Genomic DNA, 13,924 nt, shown 5'->3' with positions numbered 1-13,924 from the left:
TTTATGATTTATTCGTCAATCGGTTTTACCGAAGCGAGAACTTCATCGTTTACCGTGATGGGGTATTTCTTGCGCAATTTCCGAACCCACTTTTGTTCGAGATAATTTTGGTAATCCGAAATTACCGGGCCTTTCACCTCTTCGTATGATTCAGGGGTACCGATTAACTTCCCGCAAACAGCTTTGACAGGCAGAGTTGTTTGCACCGTATCGGCATTCCCGGCCATGAAGATTCTTGTATCGACAACGGCGTTCATTCCTTGCTGATACAGTCCTTTTTCGATGGTGATATGGCGCGTGCTGTCGTTATATTCTTCATATAACTCGGCTATTACGGCATCTTCTTGGTCCTGTTTGACTTTTGACAATCTTTTTTGGGCCTCTTTTACCATCAATGAATCATCACCCGATATGACATACCCTTTGTATCGCGGTGTGTCCCAAGCATATTTTTTCTTGTTCTTGCGGAAATATTTTTTCAAGCCCGACTCATCTTCCAGAGCTTTGTTCCACACTTCGCGGTTGCTGACCTCAAACAGGAGCATTCCGTCACGGTATTCCTGCAACAGATACCGAAACTCGTCATTGGTGCGGCACAACTCGGCCGTTTCGTATTCAATCAGTGCATCATCGACGTATTGGTCAATCCATTTCCGCAATTCAACCATAGAGATGTTGTCGGGTGATTTCCCGGCCTTGGCATATCGAAGTAATCCTGATGCCGGATATGATTTCCCTGCAAACGAGAATAATGGCTCGTCCATTTGTGCCAGTCGGCCGTAAAAAGCCGTATCGGCTATGCTTTTCTCAATTTGATTTTTAACGGCATCGTTCCAAGCAAAATGCTTCTCTGCTTTCAGATTCTCCACAAACATCTTGTGACCGGCATCGGAACGCTCGTCTCGGGCCATGCGACGGACGATGAATTCGCGCATTTTCTCGTATGACTCGGGTCTCTTCTCTCCCAACAGTTTGATGATGTGCCAGCCAAATTCGGTACGCACCGGAGTCGATACTTCTCCCACTTTTGTCAATGCAAAAGCTGCATTTTCGAAAGACGGTATAATCTGTCCCGTCGACAACAATGGCAAAAGACCTCCGTTTGCAGATGATGACGGGTCTTCGGAATATTGGCGTGCCAAGGCCGCGAAATCTTCGCCATTCTGTATTCTTTTATAGAGAGCCCAAGCTTTTGCTTCTTGTGCTTTTTGCTTCTCTTCGGGCGCGTTTTGTGACACCTTCAACATGATGTGAGAGAGTGAAACGGCCCGGGTGGGGCGTCGCCCCGTTACCTTGATGAGATGATAACCGAATTGTGATTCGACCGGCATGGATATTTCTCCAACCGGTGTCTCATACGCCGCTTTTTCAAACGGGTAAACCATGTAAAAGGCTCCGAAATACCCCAAATATCCCCCATTCCTTTGTGCCGAAGGGTCTTCGGAATATTGTCGGGCCAAGGAGGCAAAATCGGCTCCTCCCATTGCCATGTTTCTCACCTCCATGGCTTTCTGATATGCCGCTTTTTTCTCGGCCTGCGTAGCTGTTGGCGCTACCGTAAAGAGTATGTGGCTGGCCTCGACCTCCTCGAGCAGACGGTCGTAGGCTTCATGGGCCAGTTTCTCCTCGGCACTTGCATCGACCATATAGGGTTTTACCAATTGATTCCTGTACCCTTCAAATTCGGCAAGGAATTGCTGCGTGGTATCTATTCCTTGGGATTCGGCCTCAGCTACCTTCAATTTATAATTCTCAAACAGCGTAACATACTCATCAAGGGGTGTCTTATCGGATTGTTGCTGGATATTTTTCCGGTATGTATATTCAAACTCTCCTTTGGTTATGCTTTTCCCGGCTACTTGCATAATCTCGCTGTCGGCAGAGACCTGTGCGTAAGACAACATGGGGAAAAACAGGGTTGAAGCCAATAAAATATGCGGAATTTTCATCGTATTGTTTTTCTTTGATGACATGATATAAAAATACACCTGTTTTAACGGCTCAAATATAATAAATTTATTATATCGAACACGTCAAACAGGTGTATAAACTTATTAAAGTATGGTAAGAGACCTACTGTTGTCCCCGGCTGTAATTGGGCGATTCACTCGTAATGGCTACATCGTGGGGGTGGCTTTCGGCAACACCGGCATTGGTGATGCGGGTAAACTTGGCCTCATGCAGGGTTTCGATGTCGGGGGCACCACAGTATCCCATGCCGGCACGCAAGCCGCCTACCATTTGATATACGACCTCATAAAGTGAACCTTTGTAGGGAACGCGAGCGGCAATACCTTCGGGTACAAGTTTTTTCACATCGGTTTCGCCGGCTTGGAAGTAACGGTCTTTCGACCCTTTTTCCATGGCTTCGAGCGAACCCATACCACGATAGGATTTGAATTTACGTCCGTTGTAGATAATCGTTTCACCGGGCGACTCTTCTACACCGGCCAACATACCACCCAGCATGACCGAATAACCACCGGCCGCAAGAGCTTTGACAATGTCGCCCGAATAACGGATACCTCCATCGGCAATCAAGGGTATACCGGTTCCTTTCAGGGCTTTGGCAACATCATATACGGCTGAGAGTTGCGGAACACCTACACCGGCAATGATGCGAGTGGTACATATCGAACCCGGGCCAATACCTACCTTGACGGCGTCGGCTCCGGCATTAACCAGATATTTGGCAGCTTCTCCTGTTGCAATGTTTCCTACAACCACATCGATTTGCGGGAATGCGGCTTTGACATTCTTCAATACGTTTACCACGCCTTTGGAGTGCCCGTGTGCGGTATCGATGACAATGGCGTCGACTCCGGCTTCGACCAATGCCGAGGCACGTTCCATCGAGTCGGCTGTGACGCCTATGCCGGCAGCTACGCGCAAACGGCCGAGCTTGTCTTTGCAGGCAAAAGGTTTGTTTTTGGCTTTGGTAATATCTTTGTAAGTAACCAAACCCACCAAGTGGAAGTCTTTGTCCACAACGGGCAATTTTTCGATTTTGTGCTGTTGCAGAATGTCCGTAGCCTGTTGCAGGTCGGTCGACTGGGTCGTTGTTATCAGATTGTCTTTTGTCATGACCTCGTCGATGGCCCGTTTCTCGTTCCGCTCGAAACGCAGGTCCCGATTGGTGACGATACCTACCAAACGGCCGTCGTTGTCAACGACAGGTATGCCTCCGATATGATATTCGTGCATAATGGCCAATGCATCGGTAACCGTGGCTGAGCGATTGATGGTTACCGGGTCATATATCATTCCGTTCTCGGCACGTTTCACACTGTGCACTTGCTTGGCTTGTGCTTCGATCGACATATTTTTGTGTATGACACCGATGCCACCTTCCCGGGCAATGGCAATAGCCAATTGAGCCTCGGTGACGGTATCCATCGCTGCCGAAACAAAAGGTATGTTCAGTTGTATGTTTCGTGAAAAACGGGTGGTGAGATTGACTTCGCGCGGAAGCACTTCGGAATAAGCAGGGATCAACAATACATCGTCAAATGTCAATCCGTCCATTACGATTTTATCGGCAATAAATGACATAGTTGTTAGGCTTAAAGAAATTTATTGCACGCAAAGATACGCATTTTTTTGCAAGAATCATGGGTTAAAAAAATCTTTTTTCTCTTTTAGGGCTTTTTTATTTTTCGGTATACAAAAAAAGAGCGGGTTATCCCCCACTCTTTTTGATTGTTGTTGTGACACTTTGGTCAATTTCCCATTTCTGAGAGGAATTTGATACGCACCAGGCGTATCTCCTCTTCGGTATAATCACGGCCCAACTCTTCGATGGCCGCTTCGAGATCGTCACTTTCGGCCTCCTTGAAATATTCAAAGATGTCTTCGATGTGGTCTTCATCGATTACCTCTTCGAGGAAATAATCGATATTGATTTTGGTGCCGGAATATACGATGGCCTCCACTTCGTCGAGGAGGTCGGAAAATTCCAAGCCTTTCGACTCGGCCAGTTCGTCCAATGCTATTTTGCGATCGATGCCTTGTATGATGGAGACTTTCAGCTTGGACTTGTTGGCGACGGTGCGTACGCGCAAATCTTCGGGACGTTCTATCTCATTTTCGTCGCAATGCTTTTTGATGACCTTCACAAATTCTTCCCCGTATCGTTTGGCTTTCCCCGCTCCCACGCCGGGGATATTTTGCAGCTCTTCAAGCGTTACGGGGTATGTGGTGGCCATGGCTTCCAGCGACGGATCTTGGAAAATGACATAGGGCGGGAGTTCCAGTTTTTTTGCGATTTTCTTGCGCAAGTCTTTGAGTATGGCATAGAGTACCGGGTCTACGGCACAAACGCCACCGCCTTTCATGGGAGCTTCTTCCTCTATTTCATCGAAATCATTGTCTTGTACGATTTTGAACGATACAGGGTGTTTCAAAAATTCATGTCCTGCTTTCGTCACTTTCAGCAGTCCGTAATTTTCGATGTCCTTGTCCAAATATCCGGCAATAAGGGCTTGCCGTATGACAGTGGCCCATTTTTTCTCGTCTTCACCTTGTCCGCAACCAAATACTTCGAGTTCATCTTGGTTATAGGAGAGGATTTCTGAGGTTTCTTTGCCCAAAAGCACGTCGATGACGTGTTCGGCTTTGAATTTTTCTTTTAAGGCTATTACGGTATCTAATACCGCACATAACATATCTTGTGCTTCCACTTGTTTCTTGGGGTTCAAACAGTTGTCACAATTCCCGCAATTATCTTCGGTATACTCTTCCCCGAAATAGTGCAACAACAATTTGCGGCGGCATACCGACGACTCGGCATATGCTTTCGTTTCGATCAACAGTTGTTTTCCTATTTCTTGTTCGGCGATGGGCTTTCCCTGCATGAATTTTTCCAGTTTCTCCAAGTCTTCTTTGACATAGAAGGTTATGCACTGGCCTTCGCCCCCGTCGCGTCCTGCACGGCCGGTTTCCTGATAGTAGCCTTCGAGGCTCTTGGGTATGTCGTAATGAATCACAAAGCGCACGTCGGGTTTATCGATGCCCATTCCGAATGCAATGGTTGCCACGATGACATCGACTTCTTCGAGCAGGAAAGCATCTTGGTTATGTGTGCGTGTGTTTGAATCCATTCCGGCATGGTAGGGCAGAGCATTGATACCATTCACTTTGAGGGTTTCGGCCAGTTCTTCGACCTTTTTACGGCTCAGACAGTAAATGATACCCGATTTTCCGGGTTGGGACTTTATATATTTGATAATTTCTTTATCGATATTTTTTGTTTTGGGGCGTACTTCATAATACAAATTGGGCCTGTTAAACGACGATTTGAAGACTGCGGCATCGGTCATTCCCAAGTTTTTCTGTATATCGTGCTGCACCTTGGGTGTGGCTGTTGCCGTGAGGGCAATTACCGGCCGGGAGCCTATTTCGTTGATGATGGGACGAATGCGACGATATTCGGGGCGGAAATCATGTCCCCACTCCGATATGCAATGTGCCTCGTCAACGGCATAGAACGATATTTTTACCTGTTTGAGGAATTCGATATTTTCTTCTTTGGTCAATGATTCGGGGGCGACATATAGGAGCTTGGTTTTACCCGAGAGAATGTCTTCCTTGACCAAATCAATCGACGCTTTGTTTAACGAGGAATTTATAAAATGCGCCACCCCGTCTTCTTCGCTGAAATTCCGCATGGCATCGACTTGATTTTTCATCAAGGCTATGAGTGGCGATATAACAACTGCGGTGCCTTCGGAGAGTAGTGAAGGCAGTTGGTAACAGAGCGATTTACCTCCTCCCGTAGGCATCAACACAAACGTATCGTTTCCGGCAAGCAGATTTTTGATTATCGCTTCTTGGTTTCCCTTGAAAGCATCAAACCCGAAATGCTCTTTCAAAGCTGCGGTCAAATCGTTTTTCGTTGTCATAAAGTTCTCATTTATAGTCGGTTTTCAGCACGCATAATCTGTGATTATGAACAAATTTATGAATTTTCTTTCACTATACAAATTTATCCTCCTATTTTTTAATGTAGTGTGTGCATATTTGCTTTCTTTATTTTCTCTTCGGCATAGGCTCTCGTAACGTGAAGTGACTTGCAATCGGTCGATGGAAGTTCAAACATGGCATCGATCATGATTGCCTCGACGATGGAACGCAGCCCTCGTGCACCAAGTTTGAACTCGATGGACTTGTCGACCATGAAATCGAGCGCTTCTTCATCAAAGGTGAGTTTTATACCGTCCATTTCAAACATTTTTACATATTGCTTGATAATGGAATTTTTGGGCTCGGTCAGGATTTGACGCAAGGCTTGGCGGTCGAGTGGATCGAGGTATGTCAATATGGGCAGACGGCCTATGATTTCCGGTATCAAGCCGAACGACTTCAAATCTTGCGGCGTGATATATTGCAAGAGATTTTCCCGGTCGATGGTATCGCGTTTTTTGTCTACCCCATATCCTACGACCTTGGTGTTGAGACGCATGGCTATCTTCTTTTCGATACCGTCGAACGCACCGCCACAGATAAAAAGAATGTCTTTTGTATTGACCGGAATCATCTTTTGCTCGGGGTGTTTACGGCCTCCTTGCGGGGGAACGTTCACGACCGAGCCTTCAAGGAGTTTGAGCAGTCCTTGCTGTACGCCTTCGCCACTCACATCGCGTGTGATGGACGGATTGTCGCCTTTGCGGGCGATTTTATCGATTTCGTCGATAAAGACGATTCCCCGTTCGGCGGCATCGACATCATAATCCGACACCTGCAACAAGCGGGTAAGAATGCTTTCGATGTCTTCACCCACATATCCGGCCTCAGTAAGAACGGTTGCGTCGACTATCGTAAAAGGTACTTTCAACAATTTGGCGATGGTCTTTGCCAAGAGGGTTTTACCGGTACCGGTGCGTCCCACCATGATGATGTTCGATTTTTCTATTTCTACATCATCTGTTTTTTTCCCTTGTTTATATTGCAACAAGCGCTTGTAGTGGTTGTAAACAGCTACCGAGAGATAACGTTTGGCATCGTCTTGACCGATGACATACTGGTCGAGGAAGGCTTTTATTTCCTTGGGTTTGGGCAGCTCTTCGAGCCCGAGTTTCAGATCCGAGGCTTTCTGCTTGATTTCGCGGGCTGCAATAGAGGCTTGTTCTGCGCATTCGACACAGATATATCCGGCATATCCCGAGAGAAGCGGATAGCCGACTTCCCGTTCGCTCCGTCCGCAAAACGAGCAACGGCATTCTGTTTCTTTCTTTCCCATTATTTCGTTTTTACGCGTACTAATACATCGTCGATCATGCCATACTCTTTCGCCTCGGCAGCGGTCATCCAGTAATCACGGTCCGAATCTTTTTCGATTTGTTCATACGGTTTGCCCGAATGGTTGGCAATGATGGTGTAAAGTTCTTTCTTCAATTTCTGTATTTCGCGAGCCGTAATTTCGATATCGGAGGCTTGCCCTTGGGCTCCCCCCATCGGCTGATGAATCATCACGCGAGAATGTTGTAAGGCAAAACGTTTGCCCGTTGTCCCGGCCACCAGCAAGACGGCACCCATCGAGGCTGCCATACCCGTGCAAATGGTCGAGACATCGCTCGAAATATATTGCATCGTATCGTAAATACCCAACCCGGCATATACGCTTCCGCCCGGGGTATTGAGATAGATGGAAATGTCCTTACCGGGGTCGGACGAGTCGAGATAGAGCAGTTGAGCCTGTATGACATTGGCAGCATAATCGTCGATCTGTGTCCCCAAGAAGATGATACGATCCATCATCAAACGGGAGAAAACGTCCATTTGGGCAACATTCATCTGACGTTCTTCGATAATCGTCGGAGAAATGTAACTGCTTGTTATGTCGATGTATTTGTCGAGAGCAAGGCCATTCATTCCCAAATGTTTGGTGGCATATTTTCTAAAATCGTCGTTCATAATCAAAACGTTTTTTGAGGTTTCTGATTTTTTCTTCAAACAAAGATAGAAATAAAACCATTATCCCGCAAATTTTGTTTTTCGCGGGAAATGTGGAGAGTAACGATATAAAAAATCAGCCCGGACTGGGGGCTGATTTTTTATGTGGAAAATGTCTGTCGGATTATTTGCTTTCAAACATTTTATAGAAATCTTCGACCGAAATGTTCTTTTCGTTCAGAGAAACATGGGATTTGATTGTCTCGATGATTTTTTCTTCGGTGGCACGCTCGGCAATGTTGCTGACGATTTTCTTGTCTTTCAGCATATCGGAAGCATATTTTTCGAGCAGGTCATCGGGCACATTGGCCATACCGTATTGGGCGAACTGTGCGCGAGTTGCTTTCTTGGCCATTTCGAGCATATCGGCGTCATCGACTTTGATTTCGTATTTTTTCACGATTTCTTCCTTGATGAGTTGCCATTTCAAGTCGGGGACCATTTTGGGATATTCCTCTTCTACCGACTCGGCCGTGCGGTTTTCACCGGTCACAACCAGCCAACGTTTGAGCAGGTTGTCGGGAAGTTCCACCTCTCCCACTTTGGCTTCCAATGCGGTGCGGGCATCGAGGGCAAACTTGTAATCGCTCTCGGGTTGCAACTGCGAGGCGAGCATTTCGCGGATTTTTGCGGTAAATTCTTCTTCACTCTTTACGGTATCTTTACCGAAAGCGTTATCATAGAGTTCTTGTCCCACTTCGGCGGGTTTGAATCCGAGAATAGAAGTGATTTCGACTTCGAAGTTCGATTTCACATCGGCCGATTTATCTTTTCCGATGTGCAGCATGGCTGCAATTTCGGTGTCATTTTCGCCACAAGCAACAGACGGATTGAATACGACCTTGTCTCCGACTTTCTTGCCGACGAATTTATTTTTCTCGGCTTCGTCTTTGAGATAAGCCGGGGTGAGAAGCGACTCAACCGAGATGCCGCCTTCTTTGGGCGCGTTGTTCTCGTCGAGTTCTACGAACTGGCCTTTTACGATGTCTTTCTCGCTGGCTTCTTCGACAGGTTGTTGCACGCCGAAACGGCTGCAAAGAGCCTCTTTCTGCTTGGCTACCATGTCATCATCGATGTCGATGTGGTAATAGTCGATTTTGTCTTTGTCAGTAAGGGTGATGTCGATTTCAGGTGCCAAAGCCACGTCGAACAGGAAAGTGAAATCCTCTTGTTTGTCGAAATCGATTTCTGCTTGCGATTCCGAGGGCAGAGGCTCGCCCAGGATATTCATCTTATTGTCTTTAATATAATTGTAAAGACTTTCCGAAACCAATTTGTTTATTTCTTCGAGCAGGATCGATTTGCCCACCATTTTCTTGATCATACCCATCGGCGCCATACCTTTACGGAAACCGGGGATATTAGCCTTCTGACGATAAGTACGCAAAGCCTTTTCTACTTTTTCTTCATAATCGGCTTTTACGATGTCAATCTTTATCAAAGCCGAAACTTTGCTTGTGTTTTCTTGTGAAACGTTCATTCTTGCGAATCTATTTGGTTATTATCTATGTTATTTTCAGTAGATTATGTTTAAAATCGAAGCACAAAAGGAGCTTATTTCGCACATGCCCGCAATTTTAATGGTGCAAAAGTAATTGTAATCTTTCGATATTCAGCAAACTTTTATCGAAATTTTTCACCTTATCGACACCACCCTTCCTTTATTAAGGTATATCCAGTCTCACTTTCCTTGTGGGCCCGAATAACGGCAAGTGAATTTATGGACGGGGAATTATTTCAGGGAAGGTTTGCTATAAAGAAGAAGAAATCGTACCTTCGTCGTGCTTAAATTTTGATGTTGACATGATAGACCAAGCCACCGTAGATAAAATCCTCGACAGCGCCAATATTGTCGAAGTCGTTTCGGACTTCGTCACCTTGCGAAAAAGGGGCGTGAACTATATTGGTCTGTGCCCCTTCCACGACGAGAAAACCCCCTCGTTCAGCGTTTCCCCGTCGAAAAACATCTGTAAATGTTTTAGTTGTGGGAAAGGGGGCAGTGCCGTGCATTTTATCATGGAACATGAACAAATGACCTATTATGAGGCATTGAAATACTTGGCCAAGAAATACAACATCGAAGTTCACGAACGGGAACAAAGCGAAGAGGAAAAACAGCAACAGAGTAAACGCGAAAGCATGCTCATCGTGAATGCTTTCGCGCAGGAATATTTTTCAAACATTCTTTTCAATCATGCCGAAGGGCGCTCTATCGGGCTTTCTTACTTCCATGAACGGGGATTTAGAGATGACATCATCAAGAAATTCGGATTGGGATATTCGCTCGATCAACGTGATGCCCTCTACAACGAATCCCGAAAGCGTGGATATAAGAAAGAATATCTTCTTTCCACGGGCCTTTGTCTTGAAAACAGTGACGGACAAATCAGCGATCGTTTCCGTGGGCGAGTCATATTCCCGGTTTACAGCCTATCGGGGAAAGTGTTGGCATTTGGTGGCCGCATACTGAAAAAGAATGAGAAGATGGCCAAATATGTCAATTCGCCCGAATCGGACATATATCACAAAAGCCATGAACTCTATGGCATCTATCAAGCCAAACAAGCCATCGTAAAACAGGACAACTGTTTCTTGGTCGAAGGCTACACCGATGTCTTGTCGATGCACCAGTCGGGTATTGAAAACGTCGTGGCCTCATCGGGTACTTCACTTACTCCGGGGCAGATAAGGCTCATACACCGTTTTACCAACAATGTGACGGTGCTATATGACGGCGATGCCGCCGGCATAAAGGCTTCGTTGCGAGGCATCGACATGCTCCTGAAAGAAGGTCTGCACATCAAAGTCGTCCTTTTGCCCGACGGTGATGACCCCGACTCTTTCGCACAGAAACAGAGTGCTGCGGCGTTTACTCAATACATCAATGAACATGAAGTCGATTTTATCCGATTCAAAACCGACCTCTTGCTCGAAAGTGCCGGTCAAGACCCCATCAAAAAAGCGGCGCTCATCACCGATATCGTACAAAGTATTGCAGTAATCCCTGATAGAATCGAACGTTCGGTTTATGTCAAAGAATGTAGCCGTGTCATGGAGATTGCCGAAAATGTGCTACTCACCGAAATAAACAAGCGCCGATATCAAGAATTGGCAAATAACAAGGAAGAAGGAAATGGCAATTCCGGTTCTGACACCGATTCCAATAATACCTCTTCGACGGAGAGAGAAAGCCCTATTTCGCTTGAAGAGCCAACACGACACACCCCGCCCACACAACCAGGAACTTCGACTACCAAATATATCAATGACTTGGCAGAACGCTCATTGATACGCTATATCATCAGATATGGAGACTTGGACCTTTTCCCAAAAGACGATGCAGGGGCCATGTGGAAAGTGGCTCCGTATATCTTCAACGACCTGAAAAACGACGAAATCGTTTTTTCAAATCCCATATACCAAAGAATCAGGGAAGAAGCCGAAGCCTGTTTTGCCCGCTCCGAGACGCATCTCGCCCGGTATTTTACCTCACACCCCGACCCCGAAATCAGTGACATTGCCTTGAACTGCATCAGTGACAAATATGAATTGAGCAAGGTACACACCAAATACCAACATATCGCCAGTGAAGAAGAGCGCATCGGCGAGTTGGTACCACGAGCCTTGTTCGAGTTGAAAGACGCCATAATCGGGCAGGAAATAGCCGCCATGCAGCAACAACTGAAAAGAGGTGAGGAAAGCATCGAGGAGAAACGGGCTCTCATGCAGAAACTGTCGGACCTTTTCAAGGTAAAAGCGGCGTTGGCCAAGGAACTTGGCGAACGAATTGTCAGACCTCGGTAAAGCGCCCCGGACATGAGTCTGATTGAAACACACGACATAGAGAAACGTTTCGGGGCGAAAGTGGCTCTCGATACGGTATCCGTCGACATACCCGAAGGAAAAATATGCGGGCTTTTGGGGCCGAATGGTGCCGGAAAAACGACTTTGATGCGCATTCTCACCCGAATCCTCCGTCCCGACAGGGGCACCGTCGTGTTCGACAATCGTCCGTTATGCGACAGGGACATGGACCACATCGGTTATTTGCCCGAAGAAAGAGGACTCTACAATGCCATGAGCGTGACCGACGAGTTGGTATTTTTGGCGCGTATCAAAGGAATACCCCGGCAAGAAGCCAAACGATTGGCCCGGATGTGGCTCGAAAAACTCGGCCTCGGCGATAGGGCCCGACATCTCGTCGGAAGCCTTTCGAAAGGTTTGCAGCAAAAGGTCCAGTTTATCGGCACTGTCATCGCCTCCCCTCGTATGTTGATTCTTGACGAGCCGTTTTCAGGACTCGACCCTATCGGTTTGGCAACCATGCGCGCCGAAATTTTGGATTTACAACAGCAAGGTACTACGATTCTCCTCTCGACGCACCATCTCAACGAAGCCGCCACACTTTGCTCGCACGTCATTCTCATCAATCAAGGACGTGTCGGTCTGCAAGGTTGTCTCGAAGAAATCAAGAAACGACATGCTTCGTCGTTATACCGTTTCACGACCGAAAAATCGATAATCCTGCAAGAAGAACGCTCGCTATTCTCCATCGTTGAGACAACCGGTCGCGAACATATCGTGAAGATGAAAAAAGGGATAAGTGTTTCGGAATTGTCATCTTTCCTGTCGAGGGAATATCCCCTGTCGCGTTTCGAAGCCCAAGAGACCACCCTCGAAGAGATATTTACCCAAGTCGTTTCAGGCCCTTTACAATCCGATAGAAGCCATGAATAAATTAATGCTCATCATACATCGGGAATATCGGGCACAAGTCACGCAACGCTCGTTTTGGTTGATGACACTCTTGTTGCCCATGCTTTTCGGGTGCGGATATTATCTGCTCATGACCGCGACATCGGGAAATGATGCCCGCCAAGTGTATGTCATCGACCGTGAAGGTAGCTACGCCGATGCGTTTACCGGCAAAGCGGGGATAACCTATCTGTCCGAAAGAGAGAACTCCCTCCCCGATGATGTCACGCCTCAAACGGTTCTTTACATCGGGACGAAAGATGAGAAAGGCGTTCCTTCGACCATTTTCTATTCAACAGAGGTCAACCGGAAAGAAACAAAACAGTATCTGACGTGCCTCCTCTCCGACTACATTCTCCATCAAAAGTTACAAGAACTGCCCGATGAGATGCGGTCTCGACTTGACGTTCCCCTCGACATCATCGACCTCTCCCCGATTGGAAATTCAACCGAAATCGCGGGACACGAATATTTTGACAGAATCGTCATATTCAGCACGTTGATATATCTATTTATTTTTATATATAGTGCCCGTGTCTTGCAAAGCACCGTCCAAGAGAAAAGCAATAGAATACTCGAAATCCTCTTGACCTCGGTAAAGGCCCGGGATTTGATTTACGGGAAAATCATTGCCATCGCCTTGTGTGGGGTAACACAATTCCTGATATGGGGAGCCTTGTTCCTTTTATTTATGAGAATCGACTGTTCTACGGCATCGGACGATTTTGCCTTTATCACACCGGGTTGGACAATACTTTTCTTCCTCAGCTTCATGGGTGGTTATTTGCTCTATGCCTCCCTGTTTGCCATTGTTGGCGCCTATATCAATCCCGAGACCGACAGCCGGCAATTTGTAGTCCCCCTTACCTTTCTCTCCCTGATTGCATTCTATGTCGGGCTGTATAGCCTGAACGACATGTCGGGCAACCTTGCCGCATGGTGCACCTACTTGCCATTCACCTCTCCCATGCTGCTCGTTACCCGGTATGCCTACGACATGCCCGTTGTCGAGACCCTTTGTTCCCTTGCCCTTCTATTCTTTTTTGCCGGCATATGCATACATTTTGCAAGTCGCATCTATCAATCCCGGCTTTTATCATATAAGAAAAGATAAAAAGCCCTCTTTCCACGGATAAAATCCTGTCATAAAGATTTTTTATTGGGAAATTTATTCCTACCTTTGGAGAAATTATAAATTTTTCAATTGCCTGACCAAAGA

General features: G+C 46.6%; 9 protein-coding genes. 3 read left to right on the top strand and 6 right to left on the bottom strand.

The genetic code is table 11. The features are described from left to right. Positions 1-8 precede the first annotated feature (8 nt). From IAD09_09215 to tig, 6 genes are all read right to left on the bottom strand, one after another. Positions 9-1,949, bottom strand: a complete 1,941-nt coding sequence (locus IAD09_09215) for a peptidylprolyl isomerase (GenBank protein ID HIT82400.1) — start codon at positions 1,947-1,949, stop codon at positions 9-11. A gap of 124 nt (positions 1,950-2,073) precedes the next feature. Beyond that, on the bottom strand, positions 2,074-3,552 hold the full coding sequence (gene guaB / locus IAD09_09210; GenBank protein HIT82399.1) for an IMP dehydrogenase: 1,479 nt from the start codon (positions 3,550-3,552) through the stop codon (positions 2,074-2,076). A gap of 167 nt (positions 3,553-3,719) precedes the next feature. Further along, positions 3,720-5,900: a DNA helicase RecQ gene (recQ, locus tag IAD09_09205; GenBank protein HIT82398.1), complete on the bottom strand. Its 2,181-nt coding sequence runs from the start codon at positions 5,898-5,900 to the stop codon at positions 3,720-3,722. 98 nt (positions 5,901-5,998) lie between these two features. Then, positions 5,999-7,237, bottom strand: coding sequence for an ATP-dependent Clp protease ATP-binding subunit ClpX (gene clpX, locus IAD09_09200; GenBank protein HIT82397.1), 1,239 nt, complete (start codon positions 7,235-7,237; stop codon positions 5,999-6,001). Continuing rightward, positions 7,237-7,911, bottom strand: a complete 675-nt coding sequence (clpP, locus tag IAD09_09195; GenBank protein HIT82396.1) for an ATP-dependent Clp endopeptidase proteolytic subunit ClpP — start codon at positions 7,909-7,911, stop codon at positions 7,237-7,239. The genes clpX and clpP overlap by 1 nt, the downstream gene beginning before the upstream one ends. Before the next feature lie 163 nt (positions 7,912-8,074). Further along, positions 8,075-9,430, bottom strand: coding sequence for a trigger factor (tig, locus tag IAD09_09190; protein ID HIT82395.1), 1,356 nt, complete (start codon positions 9,428-9,430; stop codon positions 8,075-8,077). A gap of 323 nt (positions 9,431-9,753) precedes the next feature. Here tig and IAD09_09185 point away from each other — a divergent pair, with 323 nt between their 5' ends. From IAD09_09185 to IAD09_09175, 3 genes are read left to right on the top strand one after another with little or no spacing between them, the layout of a single operon-like run. Beyond that, positions 9,754-11,754, top strand: coding sequence for a DNA primase (locus IAD09_09185; protein HIT82394.1), 2,001 nt, complete (start codon positions 9,754-9,756; stop codon positions 11,752-11,754). A gap of 12 nt (positions 11,755-11,766) precedes the next feature. Further along, the gene (locus IAD09_09180) at positions 11,767-12,687 is read left to right on the top strand and encodes an ATP-binding cassette domain-containing protein (protein ID HIT82393.1); all 921 of its coding nucleotides are present in this window, start codon (positions 11,767-11,769) and stop codon (positions 12,685-12,687) included. Further along, positions 12,680-13,819 carry an ABC transporter permease gene (locus IAD09_09175; GenBank protein ID HIT82392.1) on the top strand — a complete coding sequence of 380 codons (1,140 nt, stop codon included), beginning with the start codon at positions 12,680-12,682 and terminating at the stop codon, positions 13,817-13,819. Before IAD09_09180 ends, IAD09_09175 begins: the two co-directional genes overlap by 8 nt. Positions 13,820-13,924 lie beyond the last annotated feature (105 nt).

It is taken from the genome of Candidatus Caccoplasma merdavium, assembly GCA_018715595.1.
Classification (GTDB): domain Bacteria; phylum Bacteroidota; class Bacteroidia; order Bacteroidales; family UBA11471; genus Caccoplasma; species Caccoplasma merdavium.
Note: the sequence above shows the minus strand (reverse complement) of the source record. Positions and strands in the feature narration are given on the sequence as shown.